Below are 23,430 nucleotides of genomic sequence, written 5' to 3'. Positions count from 1 at the left end.
ATTTTGTCTCAAACGGCTTTTTTTCAGGAAATAGGAATCTCTGCTGGTTGAGATTCCTTCTAATTGTGTACTGGAAATTCAAGGGTTACCTTAGTTCCTTTTCCTAATTTACTTTCAAGTTGAATTGTTCCTGAGTTTTTTTCTGTAAATGTTTTTACGATATAGAGGCCTAATCCAGTTCCTTGGATTCCATCGGTATTACTGGCCCTAAAAAAAGTATTGAATAATTTTGGTTGATCTTCGGCTGGAATTCCAATACCTAAATCAATAATCTCTAAACAAATAGTTTTTTCGATGACACATAAATTTAGCTCAATATCACCAAAGCCTTCTGAATATTTAAAGGCATTGTTTAATAAGTTGAAAATAGTATATTCCATCAGTTTTTGATCTGCCATAACTCGAAAATTATCGCCTTTGATGGAGGTTTGAACTTTTCTTCCAATTAATTGATCGGGATAACTTATTTCGATCACATCCAGGCAAATTTGTTTTAAATCAAATTCGGTAGGATCGAAATTCGTTTTTCCGGAGTCCTCTTTTGAGATCGTTAGCACGGCATTCATCAATTGAACAATGCGATCAATTTCTTCAATAATACAATCAATTCTTTTTTGCAAACGGGGAGCATTTTCTATTTTTTCATGTTCTAAGTAAAGACTTATTAGTTCAGCACTAGTTCTGATGGTTGTCATAGGCGTTCTGAACTCATGTGAAATTGTGGATACTAAATTCGTGCGAAGATCATTTAAATCGCGTTCTTTCAGTAATGCTTTTTCAATTTTTTCTTCGGCTTCTTTTTGGGTGGTAATTTCTCTGTTTGAGGAATGAAAGCTAATTGTAACACCATTTTCTTTAACTAAATTGGCCTTAATTTCAAACCAAATATAATCGCCGCTTATGTTTCTAAACCGGATCTGAATTGCTATGTCTTCCATTTCTGTTAGAAAGCCTATGATGTGACTTTGAAGTTCCTCAATATCGTCAGGATGGGCATAATCTACAGGAAATTTCCCTATTAAAGATTGTGGGGTGTATCCTAATAGTTTTTCAATAGAAGGAGAAACGTATTTGAAAGAGGTGTCTGTATTATGCAAGCAAACTAAATCAACGGTGTTATCAGCTAAAAGACGGTATAAATTTTTAGCTTTGTTGAGCTGAATGGTTTTGATCCTGTTATTTTCTTCGGATAATATTTTGTTTTGTTTTTCAATCCTTTTCCGATCTGTTATATTGATCATCTGGAAAATATGACGTTTCGTTTTGTTTCGACTGCTTTTAATTATTGAAGCAGATATATACATCCAAATGACAGATTTATTTTTATGAATAAATCTTTTTTCTAAATTGAAATTAGAGATTTTTCCGGAATTTAATTGCTCTTTCAAAATAAAATCATTTTTTAAATCTTTTGGATAAGTTATTTCTTGAGAGGTTAAGGACGCAAATTCCTTTTTAGAATAGCCTAATATTTCACAAAGTTTTTCATTGACTTCTACAAAATTATCATCAATGTCTATTAACGCCATTCCTGCTGCCGAATATTCAAAAGCATCTTTAAACTGTTCTTGGCTTTGTTGTAATTCATCTTTGAGTATCTTCTCCTTAGTGATCTCTTGCATTGCACCAATCATCCGTATGGCTTTACCTTCATTGTTTCGAATGATTATGGCCTTGTCATTTACGAATCCATAGGAAGTATCTGTTTTTTTATAACGATACTCATGGGACCACACATTATTTTGACTTTTAACAGCCACATCTAGACTTTCAAAAACAGCTTTTTTCTCATCCGGATGTAAAAAATTATTAAGCAAACTAGCTGCTAGTACATTTTTCTTAAATGTATAACCAAAAAGCGTTTTAAACCCATCTCCGACATAAATTTTGTCAGTGGTCAAATCCCAATCCCAAATGGCATCAAAAGTAGCCTTGCTAAAATAAGAAAAGCGCTCGTTACTTTCTTTTAAAGCATCTTCTGCTTTTTTCTGTGCCGATATGTCAATAAAGGAACATATTACGAAAAGTAATTCATTGTGTTTTCCAAGTACGGGTACGGCATCAACCAACAACCATACTAAATTTTTAAGTGTGGGATTATAGACTCCCATAATGACATTGTTTATTGGTTTTAGTGTCTGGATTGCTTGAGGGACTGCATGATCCTCCGCTTTAAATAAAGTACCGTCAAGATGAATTGTCTTCCAGTGCTCGTCGTAGGATGTTTTTCCAAGTAATTGGTCTTCTGTGAGTCCTAGCATTTCGCAGGCTGCTTTGTTGTTTTCTAATATTTCTGAGTCAGGGCCTTGGACTATAATTCCCACAGCTATATTGTAGATTATACTTTTAGTAAGCTGTCTGCTTTTAATAATTTCTTGCTGGGTTTTTTTACTTTCAGTGATATCTACACCAAATCCTATCATCATTTCTAGGGTTTCATCTTCATGAAAAACAGGAGTTAGTTTTCGGGTATGATAGGTTTTTGTGCCATCAAGATGTTCTATAGTATCCTCCCACTCAATTGTATTCCTGGATTCTATGGCTTCTAGAAAATGGATGCGTCTTGTTTTTGCAAAGGCATCATCTCTGCCAGTATGTTTTGCATATTCAAAATCGTTTTTTCCTATAATGAATTTTCGTAGCTCCTCTTTTTTTATAGCGGCTGGATTTAAATACGTGTAGGTATGACTGCTGTCAAAAACGGCGACATCCGTTGGGAGCCTGTCCAATATTTTTTCATAAAATTCTTTTTGTAATACTAGCTTTTGTTGAATTTCAATATACTCCGTAATGTCTCTACAGTTTCCTATAAAAATTGGCAGACCATTTTTTTGAGATAATTTTAAACGTGTGGAATGCCAAACATAATAACCTTCCTGATGAAGAATTCTATAGGTAAATTCACCTTCATTTTTTCCGGTTTCAATTGCTTCACTTAAATAAGTTTTGCAATTTTCTAAATCGTCAGGATGTAAAAAAAAAGTATTGCTTTTGTCTAAAATATCTTTATTCTCATAGCCTAGGTATTTAGTCCAGTTGTCTGAAGCATAGGTGATTATTCCTTCTAGGTTAAGCTCGTAAGTAATTTCTTTTGAATTGTCAATAAATAATTGAAATTGAGTGTCCTGTTCTTTGATTGTTTTTTGTAAGCTCTGGTTTTCAATATGTAATTTTAATAAAGATTGGATTTGTAGCACAGTATATTTTAGATGTTTTAACTGCATTACAGAAAGCTCTCTAGGGCTAGTATCCATAATACAAAGAGTTCCAATGACTAGATTTTCATTAAAACATATAGGGAAACCCGCAAAAAAAGCTATTAAATTTAAATTTTCGGGAGGAGCATCAATGTCTTTATTAATGTCTGAGATAATTTTAATTTTATTTTGCTGGATGGTATTCTCATTAAGTGCAATAATAGTAGGAGAGATGGGAATATAATCAAAACCTATTTTTGTAACTATTATGGGACTAATAGAGTCTGTTAATGAAATAAATGCAAGAGACATCTCGCATACCTCGGATGCAAATAATAAAACCGTATTGAATTCCTCTTGAATAGTTCTGTTTTCAAATAATTCGCTTATTTTTTTCTTGTCAAATACAGGCATAGGTTCTTGGTGTAATTGATTAATTAACAATTATTTTGCATCATAGATATAGGTTTTTTAAAGTAATTGTTTCTTTATCAATAAGTTGTAATGTAGATTGGGGGGAATCAATTACAAAATAACGTCTAATTTATTAAATATAAAAGAATGTTAAAAACTAATAACTTTTTTAACTGATTTAAAATGATGATTTAGCGCGTTTCTTTGATTTGTAAAACATTAATAACTTCTTAAATTATCAAATGGAATGATTTATGAGTTTAACTAGGAGTTGATTTTATTTGTACTAACAATAATTTTTCAGGTTAAACTTTGTAACTTTGGATTTCAAAAAATAATAGATTTGATCACAAAAGCTACTATAGATACTGTTTTCGAAACTGCTCGGGTAGAGGAGGTTATCGGTGATTTTGTGCAATTAAAACGCGCAGGGAGTAACTTTAAAGGGCTTAGTCCTTTTTCGGAAGAGCGTTCTCCATCGTTTATGGTTTCCCCAGCAAAGGGAATCTGGAAAGATTTTAGTTCTGGAAAAGGAGGGAATTCAGTTGCTTTCTTAATGGAACACTCCCATTTCACTTACCCGGAAGCCATACGGTATTTAGCCAAAAAATACAATATAGAAATTGAGGAAACCGAGCAAACGGATCAAGAAAAAGCCATTACGGATGTACGGGAAAGTATGTATTTGGTATCGGAGTTTGCAAAAAGTTATTTTCATAACACCCTGTTCAATTCTGAAGAAGGCAAAGCAATAGGGTATTCTTATTTTAAAGAAAGAGGATTTACTGCTGATACAATTAAGAAATTTAGTTTGGGATATTCCCCTGAAAGTTGGGATGCCTTTACCAAAGAAGCCTTAGGGAAAGGTTATAAATTAGAGTTTCTAGAAAATACCGGACTCACAATTCCCAGAGATGACAGGCCTTTTGACAGGTTCAAAGGTCGCGTTATGTTTCCTATAGAAAGTATGTCAGGTCGAGTACTTGGTTTTGGAGGCAGAATTCTTACCAACGATAAAAAAGCGGCAAAATACTTGAATTCACCGGAAAGTGAAATTTACCATAAAAGTAAAGTGCTGTATGGTATTTTTCAGGCCAAACAATCAATAGCCAAATTAAATAATTGTTATTTAGTCGAAGGATATACTGATGTAATTCAGTTCAACCAATCCGGAATTGAAAATGTGGTTGCTTCCTCAGGCACGGCGCTTACACCAGATCAAATCCGTTTAATAAACAGATTGACAAAAAATATCACAGTGCTTTTTGATGGTGATGCCGCAGGTTTACGGGCTTCTGTGCGTGGAATTGATCTAATTTTAGAGGAAGGAATGAATGTAAAAGTGTGTACGTTTCCTGATGGGGAAGATCCGGACAGTTTTGCAAAAAAAACATCTTATGAAGCGTTAGTTTTATACTTAGAGAATAATGCAAAAGATTTTATTCAGTTCAAAGCCTCTCTTTTGATGAATGAAGCGAAAAATGATCCCGTCAAAAAAGCAGATCTTATACGGGACATGGTCGTCAGCATTTCGAAAATTCCGGACAGGATTCAACGAGAAATTTATATCCAGGAATGTTCCAGAATAATGGATATTTCAGAGCAGGTTTTACTAAGCACTTTGGCGCAATTAGTCCAAAAAGACGGTATCGAAATTGAAAAAAAACACAAACAAAAGCAATTGCAGAATGCCTTTGACTATGTTAAAAATGACGATACTGTCCAGACTGATAAAGTAGATTCACTGTATCGATTTGAACGTAAAATAATTGAAATCCTATTGCTTTATGGTAACAAGACGGAAAAATTTGAAGAAGTTTTATTAAAGTCAAATAGCGACGGAGAAATTGTGGACGTTACCGAAATAAAAGAATTAAAAGTTTTTCAGAAAATATATTTGAGTTTGCAAGATGATGAAGTAGAATTTGCAAGTCCTATATTTAGAGATATATACAAAAATTTAATCGATTATTATTTGCAAAATGAGGACTCTGGGCTTGATAAATATATAAATCACTACCAGTCAGGTGTTCCTGATGAAGTAACTAATATTATAATGGAAGAGGAAAAAAATGTTTTGCACAATTGGACTGGTCAAAATATTTTCCCTAAAAGTAAAGAAGAAATGTTAAATCAGGATGTTTCGGACACATTGCTTACTTTACGATGGTTTCTGCTTAGTGAGATTATTGAAGAGTTGAAAAACTCCGTTTCTAACGATCCGGAATCAGATAATATGGAGTCATTGTCTTTAGCAATGAGTTATATAGAGTTGCGAGGTAAGTTTTCAAAAAAATTAGGGCGAGTTGTGGTACGATACCATTAAAGGCTACACAATCTATAAATCAAAAAGCGCTGTATCTCTGAAATTTGATACAGAGATACAGCGCTTTTATTAATTGTAATGAATCACATGTAATCCATTCTTTTTTTTAAATTGCCTAGACGTGGTTAGGCCTCAATGGTACTAAACGATTTCTAACGTTTTTGCTTTGTTTACTAAATCTACTAGATTAGTAACATTTAGTTTTGTTAACAATCGCAATTTGTACGTACTAATCGTTTTTTCATTTAGTTTAAGAATAGTCGCGATCTCGTGGTTTTTCTTTCCATCACTTAGATAACGCAAAACCTCCACTTCCCGGTTGGAAAGCTTACGATACAATCTTTCACTCTTGCTTTGTTTTGCAATTAAGGCTAAATTTTTCTTTACAGTCTCATTCATGATTATTTTTCCTTGGTGGACTTTAACAATCGACTGACCTAAGGTTTCTAGTTTTTCAGATTTGTGCACAAAGCCAGATACTCCGGCTTTAATGGCATTTGGCGCATAAATCTGTTCTGAAAGACCACTGAAGATAATGATTTTAGTTTTTGGAAAATTTTTCAAAAGTGCTTTCACTTCAAAAATACTGGAAAGACCTTCCAGTTCCAAGTCTAATATCAATACATCAATGTCTTTTGTTAAAAGTATATCCCGTACCATCAAAAAGTTACCAACATTGGCTACTATTGATATCTCGGCATTGTCTTTAAAGTAAGATTTTACTCCAAAATGCACAACGGGGTAATTATCGGCTATACATACTTTAATCATGATTTTAGTTTTTTAGAATTATTTATTATTGGAAATGTAAAATTAATAAATAAATTCTGTAATTAATTGTAAATCAATATAAAATATCATTTCTTTAATCTTTTGGGATAAAACAAACTGGTATTGCGGTCATTTTATGTTGATTATTAGTGTTTAATCGTTTGTAGATTTCAAAAACAATTTTGTCTCTTCCGGTAAAATTTTCGATTGATTTTCCAGCGTGATCTTCTGCCATTGCCCACTCTAGCTCATTATAGCTGGCGCCTAATTGATCTTCATCGGTTCTTTCATCTCCAAATAATCCGTCGGTGGGTGGTGCTTTCAAAATAGAATCTGGAATTTTTAAATAGTTGCCTAAAAGATAGACTTCTGACTTCATTAAGTCGGCAATAGGGCTTAAATCAACACCTCCATCGCCATATTTAGTATAAAAACCAACGCCAAAATCCTCTACTTTATTTCCCGTTCCGGCAACTAATAAACAATGAATGCCTGCAAAATAATACAATGTGGTCATTCTTAAGCGAGCTCGGGTGTTAGCCAGGGATAGGTTTACTTTAGAAATATCTGAATGATTACCGGGCACTATTTTTTTGAAACTCTCAAAAACAGATGTCAAATCAGCTTCCACGCTAGTTACGTTAGGGAATCTTTTTTTTAATTGTTCGATATGTTCCCGGCCTCTTGTTACATGGCTTTGCGCTTGATGGATGGGCATTTCAACACATAAAACCTGCAGTCCGGTCTGGGCGCATAGTGTAGAGGTTACCGCTGAATCAACTCCCCCTGAAATCCCAATAACAAATCCGTTCACTTTAGCATTTTCAGCATATGTTTTTAACCAATTTACAATAAGAGTATTTATTTTTTCGACGGGTAGTGCCCTTTTTTTAGTCATAATAGTTTACGTTTTAAAAAGTAGGAATGTATATTTGCACACTAAATTAGTTGCAGATGGGTTTCCTTAAATTCTGTGGTAACAAATTTAATTAATAATTATGAAAATAGATCTGTTGTCCCTCGTCTTTTGCCTCTTTTTTTTGTCATGTGATAAGAAAAGTAAAGTAGAGAATACTATTGCTGCAATTCCTGTACAAGTAAAATTAGAACGATTTGATATAATATTTTTTGAAACGCCACCAAAAGACTTAGAGAAAATAAAAAAAGAGTTTCCTTTCTTTTTTCCTCCAGGAAATGACAACAGCGTTTGGCTGAATAAAATGCAGGATCCAATCTGGAGAGAATTATATACGGAAGTACAAAAAAAATATGCTGATATTGAACCGGTAAAAGAAGAATTAGAAGGTGTGCTTAAGCATATTAAATACTATTTTCCTGAAACAAAAATACCAAAAGTGATTACCGTAATTGCTGAGATGGACTATAATAATAAAGCCATTTATGCAGACAGTCTGGTTATTATCTCACTTGAATTGTATTTAGGGAAAGACCATAAATTTTATCAGTTTCCCAATTATTTAAAACAAAATTTTGAACAAAGACAGATTGCACCAGATGTAGTTTCGAGTTTTTCAACACGTAAAATTCCTCCTGTTTTAGATAAGGATTTGCTGAGTCAGATGATTTATTGTGGAAAACAATTGTATTTAAAAGACTTGCTTTTGCCAAAGTATACAGAAGCCGAAAAAATAGGGTATACGCCAGAGCAATTATTATGGTGTCAAGAAAATGAAAGTTACATGTGGCGTTATTTTATTGAGAAAGAATTACTTTACAGTAACGATCAAAAGTTAATTCCACGATTTATAAATCCAGCACCATTTTCTAAGTTTTATCTGGAAATAGACAATGAATCTCCAGGTCGGGTTGGTGCCTGGATCGGTTGGCAAATAGTGCGATCCTATATGAATAATAAGGATGCAGGTATTGCAGATCTGTTAAAAAAAGATGCGAAAGAAATATTTAAACAATCAAAATACAAACCTAAAAAGTAATGGCAAATACACATACCTCAGAAATTAAGTTTCTAATTGAATTAGATGAAAATAAGGTTCCGGAAAAATTAATGTGGACCGCTAAAGATGGCGGAGTAGAGCTGGAGGAAGCCAAAGCAATAATGTTGTCTATTTGGGATAGCAAAGCAAAAGAAAGTATGCGCATTGATTTGTGGACGAAGGAAATGCCGGTAGATGAAATGAAAATTTTCTTTCACCAGACTTTAGTGGCAATGTCTGAAACTTTCAAGCGTGCTACTGATGATGAAAAAATGGCGGATACGATGAAAGATTTTTGCGATTATTTTGCTGAAAAATTGGAGCTCACAAAGTAAATTTTTGTATTGTTTTGCAAAAAAATCCCAAGACTAAAGTGTAGTTTTGGGATTTTATTGCAATGCTCTTAGATTGTTTTCTAAAACTGGCTGTTGTTTTTAAAAACTTCCTGATTTACTTCTTCAATGTAATTTAATACGTCCTCTTTTCCGGTAGATTCAGTCGCTGATGTGACAAAGTAATGCGGCATTTCGGCCCAGTTATTCGCAAACATTTTCTTTTTATAAGCGGCTACGTGAGAGTCTATTTTTACCTTGCTGATTTTGTCCGCTTTCGTGAAAACTATACAAAAAGGAATTTCGCTTTCACCCATATACGACATGAATTCAATGTCGATAGTTTGTGCTTCGTGACGAATATCAATCAAAACAAAAGCACAAACAAGTTGCTCTCTGGTCTCAAAATAATCAGTGATGAATTCTTGAAAAATAGATTTTGTTTTTTTAGAAACTTTAGCATATCCATAACCGGGTAGATCGACAAGAAACCAATTGTTGTTAATTAAAAAATGATTAATCAATTGGGTTTTTCCTGGTCTGCCGGATGTTTTAGCTAATTTTTTTTGGTTGGTCAGCATATTTATCAAAGAGGATTTTCCTACATTTGATCGACCTATAAAAGCATATTCCGGTAAAAAGTCTTTTGGACATTTTGCCACATCAGAGTTGCTAATAACAAATTCGGCGGTATTAATTTTCATTTTTGCTAGGTATAAAATTCTCCTTTTACGATTTGTGTACGGATAAATGAGTGTTTGTAAGCCACTCCTCAAGTAAGCGATTGAATTCCTCCGGATGTTCCATCATGGCCGCATGACCACAGTTATCGATCCAATATAAAGTAGAATTAGGTAATAATTTATTGAACTCTTCTGCTACATCTGGAGGGGTGACTTTGTCATTTTTCCCCCAAATAAGACAGGTTTGAACATGCATTTTAGGTAAATCTTTTGCCATATTATGGCGAATGGCACTTTTTGCAATAGTCAGTGTTTTGATCAATTTCATGCGGTCGTTAACAGACTCGTACACTTCGTCTATAAGTTCTTTAGTCGCAACTTTTGGATCATAAAATACATCTTCTGCTTTTTTCTTAATGTATTCATAGTCCCCCCTTTTTGGGTAGCTATCGCCCATGGCGCTTTCATAAAGACCTGAACTTCCGGTTATTACAAGACCAGCTACTTTTTCAGGATACATTTTAGTGTGGTACAATGCAATATGGCCACCAAGTGAATTTCCTAAAAGGATAACACGATCTAATCCTTTAAAAGTGATGAAATCCTTGACATATTTTGCAAAACTTTTCACGTTAGTTTTTAAAATATTTTGAGTATATATCGGTAAATCTGGAATAATTATTTTATATCCTCTTGTAGAAAAGTAGCTGGCAACGGTATCAAAGTTGCTAAGTCCCCCCATAAGTCCGTGTAAGATTACGATTGGAGTTCCTTCACCAGCTTCATAATAGCTGTATCTGCCTTCTTTTTTGTAGTGTTTTTCCATTTTTTGTAAATGCGGATTTTCAATTTTGACAAATATAGGATTTAATAAATAAAAATGGATTTTTAGAACAATTTTTAATTGTAAAATTATCCCACTTTAGATAAAATTTAGTTGTTTTTTTTTAGGATTTAGCAACAAATTTCTATGTAAATGCCTTTTATTTTTACATTAAAAAAATCAAATTTCATTAGTTTTGGCAGTCTTTTTTCTATAACGATCTCTTTCTTACAAATTAAGCAGAATGGGTTAATGGCCTGATTGTCCAAAAAGTAAGGGTTTTTGTTTGAAAGTGGTTAAACTTATTAACAAAGTGGGGTATAGTGGTAGATAGTGGTAATATTTTTTATATTTTTGCTCAACATCATTTAATATTTTTTCTTGGATACAATTATTGGAACATATGAATGTAAAGTTGATGCTAAAGGAAGGGTGCTGTTGCCGGCGCCTTTGAAAAAGCAATTGGCACCTTCACTTCAAAACGGATTTGTTTTGAAGCGTTCCGTTTTTCAGCCCTGTCTGGAGTTATATCCCATGGAGGAGTGGAATGTAATGATGCAAAAAATCAATAAACTCAATCGATTTGTAAAGAAAAACAATGACTTCATCCGCAGGTTTACTGCAGGCGTAAAAGTGGTTGAGATCGATGCATTAGGACGATTATTGGTACCTAAAGATTTAGTAGTTTTTGCCAGTATTACAAAAGAGGTAGTGTTTTCGTCAGCCGTAAACATTGTGGAAATTTGGGATAAAGAATGGTATGAAAAATCAATAAATGGGGAAGATGTTGATTTTGCAGATTTAGCAGAGGAAGTAATGGGAAATATAAATGACAACGACGATGGAATATCATAATCCGGTTTTGCTTCAGGCATCAGTAGATGGTTTAAATATTAAGCCAGATGGCATTTATGTTGATGTCACTTTTGGGGGTGGCGGTCATTCAAAAGAAATTTTGAAAAGGCTAGGGCCGGATGGAAAGTTGTTTGCTTTTGATCAGGACGAAGATGCATTAGCAAATGCTTTGCCGGACGAAAGATTTACGCTGATTAACGAGAATTTTCGTTTTGTAAAGCGGTTCTTGCGTTTTTACGGTGTGAAAAGTGTGGATGGTATCTTAGCAGATTTAGGTGTTTCATCGCATCAGTTTGATGTTCCGGAAAGAGGGTTTTCGACTCGTTTTGATGCCGATCTGGATATGCGAATGAGTCAAAAAAATGATTTGAATGCCTATAAAGTGGTCAATGAATATGATGAAGCAAATCTAAAAAGAGTGTTTTTGGATTATGGCGAATTGAAAAATGCTCCTGTTTTGGCAAGAACAATTGTAGAGGCAAGAGAGCTGCAGCCAATCAAAACAACAGATGAGTTGAAAGCCGTTTTGGCGCGATATTTACCGGAAAGAGTTCGAAATAAAATATTAGCCCAAATATATCAGGCCATTCGAATTGAGGTAAATCAGGAAATGGATGTTTTGAAAGAGTTTTTAGAGCAATCTCTGGAAATATTAAATCCAGCAGGGAGATTAAGTGTAATATCCTATCATTCCTTAGAAGACAGATTGGTAAAAAGATTTATCAAAAACGGAATGTTTGAAGGAGAGCCGGAAAGAGATTTTTTTGGTAACTTTTCTGTTCCTTTTAAAACCATTGGTAAACTAACAGTTCCGAATGCCGAAGAAATAAAAGCAAATAACAGAGCGCGAAGCGCAAAATTAAGAATTGCTGAAAAAATATAATCCCCACCCGGCCTCCCCAAAAGGGAGGAGCCAAACAGGAAAAATAAATATTAACTTTTAATATCTCAGCTCCCTCTCCTTTGGAGAGGGTCGGGGAGAGGACAAATGAAAAACGGAGTGTATAGCATATTGAAAGCGAAGTTTCTTATTGATGATGATGCTGTCAAAAACTGGCGGTTCATTGTTTTTATCCTTTTGTTAGCTATTGTTATGATTGCAAATACTCAGCGATTTGAGCAAAAAGTATTTAAAATTACGGAGCTCACCGGACGGGTTAAAGAGTTGCGTTCCGAATTTGTAGATCGGCGGTCTGAGTTAATGAAATTAAAAATGGAATCAACGGTTTCTGAAAAAATGATAGAAAAAGAAATCTTTCCTTCAACAGTTCCGCCAATTAAAATAAAAGTTAAAAAAGAGGAAGATAAAAGCTTCTTTAAAAAATTATGGCAGTAGAAGATAAATACATATCCTACAGAATTTATCTGGTCGCATTTGGAATTTTCCTGATGGCGATCGCGATAGCCGTAAAATTAACAAATATTCAATGGGTAGAGGGTGATTATTATAGAAAATTAGCCAAACAAAGAACCGTTAAAAATTTTATTATTCCGGCCAATAAGGGGAATATTTATTCTGCCGATGGAAGTCTTTTGGCTACATCAATTCCAAATTATGAAATACGCTTTGATGCACTTGCTTCAAAAACAGAATTATTTGAGAAGAATGTGAAACCATTATCAGACTCTTTGGCTCTATTGTTAGGGAAATCAGCAAATTATTTTGAAAATGAATTAAGAAAAGCCCGGGGCAATAAAAACAGATATTATTTAGTGGCCCGAGATTTAAGTTATACAGAATATGTTAGAATCAAAGGGTTTCCTTTATTTAATCTTGGTGCTTATAAAGGAGGAATTATTGTAGAACAGGAAACCATAAGAGAGCATCCTATTGGAAAAATTGCAGAACGTACTGTAGGGTATGAGCGAACATCAAACGGGCAATCGCTGGATGGAAAAGGAATCGAATGGGCTTTTAGGAACTATCTAAATGGTAAAGACGGTAAAATATTAAAACAGAAAATAGCCAAGGGACAGTGGAAACCCATACGTGATGTTAATGAAGTAGACCCTCAGGACGGCTATGATGTTATATCAACAATTGATGTTTATATTCAGGATATCGCACATCATGCTTTGCTTAAACAGTTGGAATTGTATCAGGCAGATCATGGTTCTGTAGTGGTTATGGAAACTAAAACGGGTCATGTGAAAGCAATTTCTAATTTAGGAAGAGCAAAAGACGGAACGTACTACGAAACCACTAATTACGCAGTAGCGGAGTCTCATGAACCGGGTTCTACCTATAAATTAGCGGATTTGATGGCACTTCTGGAAGATAAAAAAGCGGATACCAGTTCTGTTTATGACAGCAAAGGAGGAGTCGTTGTATATTCAGGTAAAAAAGTGCGTGATTCCCACAAAGGCGGTTATGGAAAAATTTCTTTAGCAAGAGGTTTTGAACTTTCGTCTAATACCATCATGGTTCAGGCGGTGTATGAAGCGTACAAAAATAACCCGTCGCAATTTGTCAATCATCTTAATGATTTTGGATTAAACAAAACTTTAGGACTCTCCATCAAAGGGGAGGGCGTGCCTTATATCCCTCAGCCAGGCGATAAAAACTGGTCAAATATTTCGCTTCCTTGGATGGCTTTTGGATATGGAGTCCACATAACTCCCATGCAGACACTGGCATTTTATAATGCGGTTGCCAATGATGGGGAAATGGTAAAACCTCAATTTGTTTCTGAAATAAAAGAATGGAACAGAACCATCAAAAAATATGAGAAAGAAGTTTTGAATCCAAGAATTTGTTCCCCACAAACTATTTCCAAATTAAGGGCAGTTCTGGCAAATGTTGTCAAAAAAGGAACGGCTTCTAAATTATATTCAAAAGATTTTTCGATGGCAGGAAAAACAGGAACAGCGGCGGTGAACTACGGAAAGGCTGGAGGAACTGGAAAATATTATGCGTCGTCTTTTGTGGGCTACTTCCCGGCAGACAAACCAATGTATTCTTGTATAGTTGTGGTGCATAAACCAAGTACAGTGCTAAATAATTATTACGGTGCGGATGTGGCTGGGCCCGTTTTTAAGAGAATCGCACAAAAAATATTTACCGATGCCCCTTCGACAAATGAAATTAAAAATTTAGATAGAAAGATACCAAAACAAGAAAATAATTATGATTCTTATTTTGTGAAATCTCAGAACAAACAACAGTTTATACCCAATGTAAAAGGAATGCCAGGAATGGATGCTGTTGCTTTATTAGGAAATTTGGGAGTCAAAGTAAAGGTCGTAGGAGTTGGAAAAGTGAAAAAACAGTCGCTTGAAGCAGGTCAAAATATTCTAAAAAACACAACGATACTATTGGAATTATCATGAGTATACTAAAAGACATATTATACAAAGTAGCCATTGAAGCCGTAATGGGTTCGACGGATATTGCTGTAAACAAAATAGATTTCGATTCTAGAAAAATTGAGTCTAACGATGTTTTTGTAGCAATTCGTGGGTCAATATCAGACGGTCATGATTTTATAGGAAAAGCAATCGCATTAGGAGCAGTTGCGGTGATTTGTGACACATTTCCGGAAATTATTGAAAAAGGAATTACGTACGTTCAGGTAAAAGATACGAATTCAGCCTTGGCATTTATGGCCTCTAATTATTTTGGGGATCCTTCTAAGAACCTGAAATTGGTTGGAATTACAGGAACAAACGGGAAAACCACAATTGCTTCTTTGTTGTATCAATTGTTTAAAAAGGCAGGGTTTAAAGTGGGATTGCTCTCAACAGTTAAAATTTTAGTTGATGATATTGAATATAAAGCCACACACACGACTCCGGATTCGATTACTATAAATTACTATTTGAATGAAATGGTCAAAAATGGAGTCGACTATTGTTTTATGGAAGTCAGTTCTCATGGTATTCACCAAAAAAGAACCGAAGCCTTGCATTTTGTAGGGGGTATTTTTACTAATTTGTCTCATGATCATTTGGATTATCATCCAACGTTTGCAGAATATAGAGATGTAAAAAAGGCCTTCTTTGATAATTTGCCTAAAACTGCCTTCGCATTATCGAATATTGATGATAAAAATGGGCAAGTAATGTTACAAAATACAAAAGCCAAAAAATGTACGTATGCCTTAAAATCGTATGCGGATTATAAAGCGCAAATCCTGGAAAATCAATTGTCCGGTTTGTTGTTGAAAATAAACGGAAATGAAGTTTGGGTTAAGCTGATAGGAACATTTAATGCGTATAATTTAGTAGCTATTTATGGAGCGGCAGTCGAATTAGGAATGGAAAGTCTGGAAGTACTTCGTTTATTGTCGGATTTAGAAAGTGTTTCGGGACGTTTCCAATTTATTGTTTCTGCTTCAAATATTACCGCTATTGTAGATTATGCCCATACGCCGGATGCTTTAGAAAATGTACTAAAAACCATCAATGACATTCGCACCAAAAATGAACAGTTGATCACCGTTGTGGGGTGCGGTGGTAATAGAGACAAAAGCAAGCGCCCTATTATGGCCGGAATTGCCGCTGAATGGAGTGATACAGCAATTTTCACTTCGGATAATCCAAGAAATGAAAATCCGGAAGTGATTATCACCGAAATGGAACACGGTGTAGCCGCTCAAAACTATAAAAAAGTGCTGTCAATAACCGATAGAAAGCAAGCCATAAAAACCGCATGTCAATTGGCACAGCCCAACGATATTATTTTAATTGCTGGGAAAGGGCATGAGACGTATCAGGAAATAAATGGAATTCGCCTTGATTTTGATGACATGGAAATAGTTAAAAAAACACTAGGCCAACTGGGAAAATAAAAGTTTAACCGGAGTAACTGTTTATTTGTTTATGGGAATATCCAAATAACCGATTAACCAAATAACCAAAAAAAGATAAACCAAATAAACAAAGAGATATGCTATACTATTTATTTGAATATTTAGACAAAACACTTGACGTTCCGGGAACCGGTGTTTTTCAGTACATCACTTTTAGATCTGCATTAGCATTGATGCTTTCGTTGTTGTTATCAACAATTTACGGAAAAATTATAATTCGCTTTTTGCAAAGACAGCAAGTGGGTGAAACCGTGCGAGAGCTTGGTTTAGCTGGTCAGAACGAAAAAGCGGGAACGCCGACCATGGGTGGATTAATCATTATTTTTGCTACGCTGGTACCGGTATTATTATTTGCAAAATTGCATAATATCTACATTGTGTTATTGATTGTTACCACGCTTTGGATGGGGACTATTGGTTTTATAGATGATTATATTAAAATTTTTAAAAGAGACAAACAAGGATTAAAAGGAATATTTAAGGTTGTTGGTCAAGTGGGTTTAGGTCTCATTGTGGGAACCGTCTTGTATTTTCATGCCGGGGTTACAGTGAGAACGGATATTGGTAAAGCCAATGTTTTCAAGGCTTCTACTGAAAATGTAGTTTTTCAAGCGCCGCTCGAAGAAAAATCAACTGCAACAACGATTCCTTTTTTTAAAAATAATGAATTCGATTATGCGGAACTATTAGCATGGACTGGGGAAGGATATGAAAAATGGGCTTGGTTGATTTTTATTCCGGTTGTTATTTTTATTATCACCGCTGTTTCTAATGGAGCTAATTTGACTGATGGAATAGATGGTTTGGCAGCAGGAACATCCGCGATTTCAGTATTGGCACTGGGAATATTTACGTTTGTTTCGGGAAACATTATTTTCTCTAATTATCTGAACATCATGTATATCCCTAATTCAGGGGAAATGACAGTCTTTATTGCGGCTTTTGTTGGATCGTTAATCGGGTTTCTTTGGTACAATTCGTATCCGGCATCTGTTTTTATGGGTGATACAGGAAGTTTAACAATAGGCGGAATTATTGCAGTTCTGGCAATTGCAGTCCGTAAAGAAATGCTGATTCCTTTATTGTGCGGAATTTTTCTTGTCGAAAATTTATCTGTGATTCTTCAGGTCAGTTATTTCAAGTATACCAAGAAACGCTTTGGCGAAGGCCGAAGAATATTTTTAATGTCGCCTTTGCATCACCATTATCAGAAAAAGGGCTATCACGAAAGTAAAATTGTGACCCGGTTTTGGATTGTTGCCATCATGCTGGCCATTTTGTCAATCGTTACTTTAAAATTAAGATAACATGAGGCTAGTAATTTTAGGTGGAGGCGAAAGCGGTGTTGGCACTGCTATTCTGGGTAAGAAAAAAGGATATGATGTTTTTGTGTCTGATTTTGGAAAGATAAAAGAGAATTACAAAGAGGTTCTTCTTATTAATGAAATAACCTGGGAAGAGCAGCTGCATACGGAAGAATTGATTTTGAATGCTGATGTGGTGATGAAAAGTCCCGGAATTTCGGATAATTCTCCAATTGTAAAAAAATTAAAGGAGAAAGGAATCTCGGTAATTTCTGAAATTGAGTTTGCTGCTCCTTACACTGAGGCTACCATTATAGGGATAACTGGGAGTAACGGAAAGACCACCACTACAATGCTGACACATCATTTGCTAAAAGCAGCAGGGCTAAATGTAGGATTGGGGGGCAATATAGGAAAGAGTTTTGCCTGGCAAGTTGCTGATAATAAATATGATTTGTATGTGCTTGAATTGAGTAGTTTTCAGCTGGACGGGATTGAAAATTTCAAACCGCATATTGCCATAATTACCAATATAAGCCCGGATCATCTGGATCGATACAATTATAAATATGAAAATTATATTGACGCAAAATTCAGGATTACGATGAATCAGACTCAGGAGGATTACCTCATTTATGATGCGGACGACGAAGCCATCAATGAATGGTTCAAAACACACACAACAAAGGCGAAATTAATTCCTTTTTCATTGACTAAAACATTCAACGAAGGAGCTTATATACAAAACAACAAAATGGAAATAAAGATTAATCAGGAAGAGTTTACAATGGACACTGAACACATTGCTTTAGAAGGGAAACATAACATGAAAAACGCAATGGCAGCAACTTCTGTGGCAAAATTAATGCAAATAAGAAAAGCTACAATTCGGGAGAGTCTTTCTAATTTTCAAGGAGTAGAACACCGTTTAGAAAAAGTTTTTAAAATCCAAAACGTGCAGTATATTAATGATTCTAAAGCAACGAATGTGAACGCTACTTTTTTTGCATTAGACAGTATGAATGCTCCTACGGTATGGATTGTGGGCGGGGTTGATAAAGGAAATGATTACAATGAATTGATGTCCTTAGTGCGTGAAAAAGTTAAAGCGATTATCTGCCTTGGTGTGGATAATAAAAAGATAATTGATGTTTTTGGGAATGTGGTTGACATGATGATTGAAGTGTCCAGTATGGATGATGCGGTGAGAATGGCACAACGAGTATCAGAAAAAGGAGACGTAGTGTTATTGTCCCCGGCATGTGCCAGTTTTGATTTATTTGAAAATTATGAGGACAGAGGAAATCAGTTTAAACTAGCCGTTAGAAATTTATAGAAAAAAGGTTTTAGGTTCTAGGTGCTAGGTTTTAGCGCCAAAATCCAAAACCAAAAAAAGCCAAAACCAAAAATGAAGCAACTAATAAACAATTTGAAAGGAGATAGAGTAATTTGGTCATTCGTGGCTTTATTGGCTTTGTTTTCCTTTATGCCTGTTTTTAGTGCGAGTAGTAACTTGGCCTATCTTGGTCGGGGAACCGGAAATACATTGGGCTATTTAGTCAAACATTTGGCTCATATTTGTATTGGTTTTTTAATTATTTACTGGGTTCATAAAGTACCGTATCATTATTTTCGGGCTATTTCTAAAGTAGGATTGCCCGTTGTTTGGGTTTTATTAGCCTACACCTTGATCAAAGGAACAGTTATTGCCGGCGCTAATGCCAGTCGATGGATTCAGGTTCCGTTTATTGGGGTCACGTTCCAAACGTCAACATTGGCCTCAATAGTGTTGTTTATTTTTGTAGCGCGGTACTTGTCTAAAACCAGGGAAGTCCCTATTACTTTTAAGTCTTCTATTTGGGAGCTTTGGACGCCGGTATTCATTACCTTAATGTTTATTTTGCCAGCTAATTTCTCAACAACGGCATTGATTTTTTCGATGGTATTGATGTTGGTTTTTATTGGAAAATATCCTATCAAATACATTGCAGTCATTCTGGGTTCAGGAATTGTATTTCTGGCCTTTTTTATTCTGCTTTCAAAAGCGTTCCCTGATTCGAAATTTTTTAGTAGGGTAGGAACTTGGGGAAACAGAATTGAAAGTTTTACCACAGATAAACCAGAGGAAGACGATTACCAAATTGAAAAAGCGAAAATTGCAATTGCATCCGGAAAAATATACGGATTAGGTCCGGGGAAAAGCATTCAAAAGAACTTTTTGCCACAATCTTCTTCTGATTTTATTTTTGCAATTATTGTAGAAGAATATGGGCTCATTGGAGGTTTAGGCGTGCTTACACTATACTTATTGTTGTTGTTCCGATTTGTTATTGCCTCACACAAAGCCACCACGCTCTTTGGGAAATTAGTCGTCATAGGCTTGGGTTTTCCAATGATATTCCAGGCCATGGTCAACATGGCTGTTGCTGTAGAATTATTGCCGGTCACTGGACAAACATTACCCTTGATTAGCAGCGGAGGAAGTTCTATCTGGATGACGTGTTTTGCCCTTGGAATCATTATTAGTGTGACCAAAAAAGAAGAAGAGATCGTACAAGAATTGAAAGAAGCAGCCAAAAGGGAAGAAGCACTTCAGAAATTAATCGATAGGGAACTAGAAGAAGAAACAGTGGTTGAGGAATCCTATTCTATTGAAGATAAAGCGAAAAATCCATTGCAGGCAGTTTTAAATAAATAAGTTGTTTTATAAAAACACAATAACGCAGTAATTGATTGAAAATGAAACAGTATAAATTCATATTAAGTGGAGGTGGAACGGGTGGGCATATCTATCCGGCAATTGCTATTGCTAATGAATTGAAAACTCGTTTTCCGGACGCTGATTTCCTTTTTGTAGGGGCCAAAGATAAAATGGAAATGCAAAAAGTACCTCAGGCAGGCTACAAAATAATAGGGTTATGGATTGCAGGATTACAAAGACGATTCACCTTTGATAACACTCTTTTTCCGATAAAACTGATTAGTAGTTTATTGAAATCACGTACTATAATCAAACAATTTAAACCAGATGTAGTAATAGGAACAGGTGGTTTTGCCAGTGGACCGTTGTTACAGATAGCAGCGCTTTGCGGAATTCCAACACTGATTCAGGAACAAAATTCCTTTCCAGGAATTACCAATAAATTGTTAAGCAAAAGAGCCAATAAGATTTGTGTGGCTTACGAGAATTTACAGCGATTTTTTCCGAAAGAAAAAATGATTTTGACTGGAAATCCAGTGCGTCAGGATTTAATTGATATTGACAGTAAAAGAGCGGAGGCAATTCGCTATTTTGATTTAGATCCCAATAAAAAAACGCTTTTGGTATTAGGAGGAAGTCTTGGTGCAAGAAGAGTAAATCAGTTGATTGCTAAAGAAATTCTAACTTTTTCAGCCCATAATGTACAAGTGATCTGGCAATGTGGGAAATTGTATTTTGAGGAGTATAAATATTGTCAAGAAAATGAAAACATACAAATTCATTCTTTTATTGACCGGATGGATTTAGTATATGCAGCAGCAGATTTTGTGATTTCCCGGGCAGGAGCATCTTCTGTTTCGGAATTATGCATTGTTGGTAAACCGGTGATTTTTATCCCTTCGCCTAATGTTGCAGAGGACCATCAAACTAAAAATGCGCAAGCTGTAGTAGATAAAAATGGAGCAATTCTGCTTAAAGAAAATCAACTGGACACACAATTTAGTGTTGTTTTTGAGTCCTTGGTCAATGATCCGGAAAAACAGAAAGAACTTAGTGAAAACATAAAACAGTTGGCTCTGCCAGAAGCAACAAAACAAATTGTAGATGAAATAATTAAATTAGTCCAAATCCGAAAGGCATAAAGTCAAATGACTTTAAAACTTTAAGGCTTTAAGACTTTAAGACATAAAAAAATGAACTTAAATCAAATACATAACGTCTATTTTATAGGGATTGGAGGAATCGGGATGAGTAATCTGGCTCGTTATTTTCGCAATTTGGGAAAGCAAGTTTCGGGTTATGATAAAACGCCTTCTATTCTTACTACGGAGTTAATTGAAAGTGGAATTTCAATTCATTTCGAAGACAGTATTGATTTGATTCCAAAAGATTTTTATCTAGACAATACACTGGTAATTATTACTCCGGCTGTTCCTAAGACGCATTCTGAGTGGAATTTTTTTGTAGAAAGAAATTACCAAATCAAAAAAAGAGCCGAAGTTTTAGGGTTAATTACAAAAGACACCTTTTGTTTTGCGGTTGCCGGAACACATGGTAAAACAACTACATCAGGGATTTTAGGCCATCTTTTGTATGAAAGTGGTGCTGATGTTACCGCGTTTATTGGTGGAATAGTCGAAAATTATAATTCAAATTTAATAGGAAGCGGTTCAACCGTGACTGTAGTTGAAGCGGATGAATTTGACCGTTCCTTTTTGCATTTGCATCCTAATATTGCATGTATTACCTCAATGGATGCGGATCATTTAGATATTTATGGAACCAGTGAAGCAATAGAAGCTTCTTTCATTGAATTTGCTTCTAAAATAGAAGATAAAAACAATCTTTTCATAACAAAAGAATTGCCATTAGAAGGCATCACTTGTGCAGTAAACGAAGCGGCTGTTTACAAGGCATTTAATGTTAGAGTAGGAAACGGCAGTTACGTTTTTGATGTGCAAACGCCTACCGAAATAATTAGAGATTTACATTTTGGTTTACCGGGAAGACATAATTTAATGAATGCATTAATGGCTATTGCAATGGCTAACTTATTCGGCACCCCAACCGATGCCATTGCAAAAGGCATTGCATCATTCAAAGGAATAAAAAGAAGATTTTCGTACCAAATAAAAACGGATAGAAAAGTATATATAGATGATTATGCGCATCATCCTACAGAGATAAATGCCGTGCATCAGGCAGTCAGCGAATTGTATCCAAATCAAAAAGTATTGGCTGTTTTTCAACCTCATTTGTTTAGTAGAACCAGAGATTTTGTGGATGATTTTGCTAAAAGTTTATCCGCCTTTGATGAGGTTGTTTTATTAGATATTTATCCGGCTCGTGAATTGCCAATGGAGGGTGTTAACGCACAATGGTTGATGAGTAAAATGACTAATAACCATAAAAAAATAGTTTCTAAAGAGGATTTAATTCCAACAATTTTAGCAAGCGGTGCTACTGTAATAGTAACAATTGGAGCAGGAGATATTGGAGAATTAGTACCAATCATAAAAAAAGCGATACATGAAAGTATTTAATTGGACCAATATTAGATTATTGCTCATGGTTGTGGTAGTGATTTTTCTTTTTTCGTTTACATCAGATCGAAATAAAAATAGAAAACTGACTAAATCTGTCGTTGTTTTTGTAGGGGATAACGCTCCTTTTGTGCGGCAAGAAACGGTTGATAAATTGTTAATAGAAAATAAAAAAGAGGCATCAAGCATTCAAAAAGTTAATTTAGATTTGAATAAGTTGGAATCCACTCTCGATGCACATGCGATGATTGAAAAATCACACGTATTTGTAACCATTGACGGGGTGTTAAAAGCAGTAGTCAAACAAAAAAAACCTATTGCTAGAGTTTTTGGTGATGAAGGTTCTTTTTATATTGATTACGAAGGGAATAGAATGCCGTTATCAACTAATTTTACAGCAAGAGTTCCGCTTGTTTCAGGGAGAATAAATAAAAATAACAACGAAGATTTAACTAGTTTACTTCGCATGATTTATGAAGATGATTTTTTGAAAAAAAACATCATTGGAGTTCAAATTATGCCAAATGGAAGCTTAAAAATGTTAAACAGAAATTTTGACTATCAAATAGATTTTGGTAAATTGATACATGTAGCGCATAAATTTAAAAATTATAAAGCTTTTTTTCAAAAAGCGGTTTTAGACAGTTCGTTGTATAAATATAAGAAAATTGACCTCCGATTTACGGAACAAGTAGTTTGCACTAAATAATAGATA

General features: G+C 34.9%; 19 protein-coding genes. 14 read left to right on the top strand and 5 right to left on the bottom strand.

Features of this window, described 5'->3' with window-relative positions; all coding sequences use genetic code 11:
• Window positions 1-59: 59 nt before the first annotated feature.
• Complete coding sequence (locus tag EKL99_RS05430; RefSeq protein ID WP_126576523.1) at window positions 60-3,611, bottom strand: PAS domain S-box protein; 3,552 nt, start codon at window positions 3,609-3,611, stop codon at window positions 60-62.
• A 343-nt stretch (window positions 3,612-3,954) separates the two neighbouring features.
• Here EKL99_RS05430 and dnaG point away from each other — a divergent pair, with 343 nt between their 5' ends.
• Window positions 3,955-5,937, top strand: coding sequence for a DNA primase (dnaG, locus tag EKL99_RS05425; RefSeq protein WP_126461690.1), 1,983 nt, complete (start codon window positions 3,955-3,957; stop codon window positions 5,935-5,937).
• Window positions 5,938-6,078: 141 nt separating this feature from the next.
• Here the strand turns inward: dnaG and EKL99_RS05420 are convergent, their stop codons facing one another.
• A complete protein-coding gene (locus EKL99_RS05420) occupies window positions 6,079-6,708 on the bottom strand; it encodes a response regulator transcription factor (RefSeq protein WP_126461693.1) in 630 nt (209 codons plus the stop codon).
• 94 nt (window positions 6,709-6,802) lie between these two features.
• Entirely contained in the window at window positions 6,803-7,606 is an 804-nt protein-coding gene (nadE, locus tag EKL99_RS05415) for an NAD(+) synthase (RefSeq protein ID WP_126576522.1), read from the bottom strand.
• Between the two features lie 100 nt (window positions 7,607-7,706).
• On the opposite strand from nadE, the gene gldB reads away from it, so the two are divergent.
• Window positions 7,707-8,663, top strand: coding sequence for a gliding motility lipoprotein GldB (gene gldB, locus EKL99_RS05410; protein WP_126461699.1), 957 nt, complete (start codon window positions 7,707-7,709; stop codon window positions 8,661-8,663).
• Window positions 8,663-8,998: a gliding motility protein GldC gene (gene gldC / locus EKL99_RS05405; protein WP_126554651.1), complete on the top strand. Its 336-nt coding sequence runs from the start codon at window positions 8,663-8,665 to the stop codon at window positions 8,996-8,998. Before gldB ends, gldC begins: the two co-directional genes overlap by 1 nt.
• An 80-nt stretch (window positions 8,999-9,078) precedes the next feature.
• Here gldC and yihA read toward each other — a convergent pair whose 3' ends face one another.
• Both yihA and EKL99_RS05395 read right to left on the bottom strand, forming a co-directional pair.
• Window positions 9,079-9,699 carry a ribosome biogenesis GTP-binding protein YihA/YsxC gene (gene yihA / locus EKL99_RS05400; protein WP_126554653.1) on the bottom strand — a complete coding sequence of 207 codons (621 nt, stop codon included), beginning with the start codon at window positions 9,697-9,699 and terminating at the stop codon, window positions 9,079-9,081.
• Between the two features lie 25 nt (window positions 9,700-9,724).
• A complete protein-coding gene (locus EKL99_RS05395; RefSeq protein WP_126461705.1) occupies window positions 9,725-10,504 on the bottom strand; it encodes an alpha/beta fold hydrolase in 780 nt (259 codons plus the stop codon).
• Between the two features lie 378 nt (window positions 10,505-10,882).
• Between EKL99_RS05395 and mraZ the strand changes: the two genes are divergently transcribed.
• The 11 genes from mraZ (at window position 10,883) to EKL99_RS05340 (ending at window position 23,424) form a co-directional block, all read left to right on the top strand.
• A complete protein-coding gene (gene mraZ, locus EKL99_RS05390; protein ID WP_126562845.1) occupies window positions 10,883-11,356 on the top strand; it encodes a division/cell wall cluster transcriptional repressor MraZ in 474 nt (157 codons plus the stop codon).
• Entirely contained in the window at window positions 11,331-12,239 is a 909-nt protein-coding gene (gene rsmH, locus EKL99_RS05385; protein WP_197037212.1) for a 16S rRNA (cytosine(1402)-N(4))-methyltransferase RsmH, read from the top strand. The genes mraZ and rsmH overlap by 26 nt, the downstream gene beginning before the upstream one ends.
• A gap of 105 nt (window positions 12,240-12,344) precedes the next feature.
• The gene (locus EKL99_RS05380) at window positions 12,345-12,692 is read left to right on the top strand and encodes an FtsL-like putative cell division protein (RefSeq protein ID WP_126452681.1); all 348 of its coding nucleotides are present in this window, start codon (window positions 12,345-12,347) and stop codon (window positions 12,690-12,692) included.
• Window positions 12,683-14,686 (top strand): penicillin-binding protein 2, encoded by a 2,004-nt coding sequence (locus EKL99_RS05375; RefSeq protein WP_126576521.1) that lies wholly within the window; start codon window positions 12,683-12,685, stop codon window positions 14,684-14,686. The genes EKL99_RS05380 and EKL99_RS05375 overlap by 10 nt, the downstream gene beginning before the upstream one ends.
• Window positions 14,683-16,146, top strand: coding sequence for a UDP-N-acetylmuramoyl-L-alanyl-D-glutamate--2,6-diaminopimelate ligase (locus EKL99_RS05370; RefSeq protein ID WP_126576520.1), 1,464 nt, complete (start codon window positions 14,683-14,685; stop codon window positions 16,144-16,146). The genes EKL99_RS05375 and EKL99_RS05370 overlap by 4 nt, the downstream gene beginning before the upstream one ends.
• Window positions 16,147-16,244: 98 nt before the next feature.
• Complete coding sequence (gene mraY, locus EKL99_RS05365) at window positions 16,245-17,474, top strand: phospho-N-acetylmuramoyl-pentapeptide-transferase (protein WP_126461720.1); 1,230 nt, start codon at window positions 16,245-16,247, stop codon at window positions 17,472-17,474.
• A 1-nt stretch (window position 17,475) separates the two neighbouring features.
• A complete protein-coding gene (murD, locus tag EKL99_RS05360; RefSeq protein WP_126461723.1) occupies window positions 17,476-18,807 on the top strand; it encodes a UDP-N-acetylmuramoyl-L-alanine--D-glutamate ligase in 1,332 nt (443 codons plus the stop codon).
• Between the two features lie 72 nt (window positions 18,808-18,879).
• The gene (locus tag EKL99_RS05355; protein ID WP_126461726.1) at window positions 18,880-20,169 is read left to right on the top strand and encodes an FtsW/RodA/SpoVE family cell cycle protein; all 1,290 of its coding nucleotides are present in this window, start codon (window positions 18,880-18,882) and stop codon (window positions 20,167-20,169) included.
• 41 nt (window positions 20,170-20,210) lie between these two features.
• Window positions 20,211-21,314 carry an undecaprenyldiphospho-muramoylpentapeptide beta-N-acetylglucosaminyltransferase gene (gene murG, locus EKL99_RS05350; protein ID WP_126461729.1) on the top strand — a complete coding sequence of 368 codons (1,104 nt, stop codon included), beginning with the start codon at window positions 20,211-20,213 and terminating at the stop codon, window positions 21,312-21,314.
• Window positions 21,315-21,365: 51 nt separating this feature from the next.
• Window positions 21,366-22,715, top strand: coding sequence for a UDP-N-acetylmuramate--L-alanine ligase (murC, locus tag EKL99_RS05345; protein ID WP_126562848.1), 1,350 nt, complete (start codon window positions 21,366-21,368; stop codon window positions 22,713-22,715).
• A complete protein-coding gene (locus EKL99_RS05340) occupies window positions 22,702-23,424 on the top strand; it encodes a cell division protein FtsQ/DivIB (protein WP_126569002.1) in 723 nt (240 codons plus the stop codon). The genes murC and EKL99_RS05340 overlap by 14 nt, the downstream gene beginning before the upstream one ends.
• Window positions 23,425-23,430: the final 6 nt, after the last annotated feature.

Source organism: Flavobacterium sp. ZB4P23 (genome assembly GCF_003970375.1).
Lineage (GTDB): Bacteria > Bacteroidota > Bacteroidia > Flavobacteriales > Flavobacteriaceae > Flavobacterium.
Note: the sequence above shows the minus strand (reverse complement) of the source record. Positions and strands in the feature narration are given on the sequence as shown.

Bases quoted from the DNA above. Each gene is read 5' to 3' on its own strand.
- EKL99_RS05430 (WP_126576523.1), bottom strand. From the start codon at position 3,611: ATGCCTGTATTTGACAAGAAAAAAATAAGCGAATTATTTGAAAACAGA.
- EKL99_RS05420 (WP_126461693.1), bottom strand. From the start codon at position 6,708: ATGATTAAAGTATGTATAGCCGATAATTACCCCGTTGTGCATTTTGGA.
- nadE (WP_126576522.1), bottom strand. From the start codon at position 7,606: ATGACTAAAAAAAGGGCACTACCCGTCGAAAAAATAAATACTCTTATT.
- gldB (WP_126461699.1), top strand. From the start codon at position 7,707: ATGAAAATAGATCTGTTGTCCCTCGTCTTTTGCCTCTTTTTTTTGTCA.
- gldC (WP_126554651.1), top strand. From the start codon at position 8,663: ATGGCAAATACACATACCTCAGAAATTAAGTTTCTAATTGAATTAGAT.
- yihA (WP_126554653.1), bottom strand. From the start codon at position 9,699: ATGAAAATTAATACCGCCGAATTTGTTATTAGCAACTCTGATGTGGCA.
- EKL99_RS05395 (WP_126461705.1), bottom strand. From the start codon at position 10,504: ATGGAAAAACACTACAAAAAAGAAGGCAGATACAGCTATTATGAAGCT.
- rsmH (WP_197037212.1), top strand. From the start codon at position 11,331: ATGACAACGACGATGGAATATCATAATCCGGTTTTGCTTCAGGCATCA.
- EKL99_RS05380 (WP_126452681.1), top strand. From the start codon at position 12,345: ATGAAAAACGGAGTGTATAGCATATTGAAAGCGAAGTTTCTTATTGAT.
- EKL99_RS05375 (WP_126576521.1), top strand. From the start codon at position 12,683: ATGGCAGTAGAAGATAAATACATATCCTACAGAATTTATCTGGTCGCA.
- EKL99_RS05370 (WP_126576520.1), top strand. From the start codon at position 14,683: ATGAGTATACTAAAAGACATATTATACAAAGTAGCCATTGAAGCCGTA.
- mraY (WP_126461720.1), top strand. From the start codon at position 16,245: ATGCTATACTATTTATTTGAATATTTAGACAAAACACTTGACGTTCCG.
- murD (WP_126461723.1), top strand. From the start codon at position 17,476: ATGAGGCTAGTAATTTTAGGTGGAGGCGAAAGCGGTGTTGGCACTGCT.
- EKL99_RS05355 (WP_126461726.1), top strand. From the start codon at position 18,880: ATGAAGCAACTAATAAACAATTTGAAAGGAGATAGAGTAATTTGGTCA.
- murG (WP_126461729.1), top strand. From the start codon at position 20,211: ATGAAACAGTATAAATTCATATTAAGTGGAGGTGGAACGGGTGGGCAT.
- murC (WP_126562848.1), top strand. From the start codon at position 21,366: ATGAACTTAAATCAAATACATAACGTCTATTTTATAGGGATTGGAGGA.
- EKL99_RS05340 (WP_126569002.1), top strand. From the start codon at position 22,702: ATGAAAGTATTTAATTGGACCAATATTAGATTATTGCTCATGGTTGTG.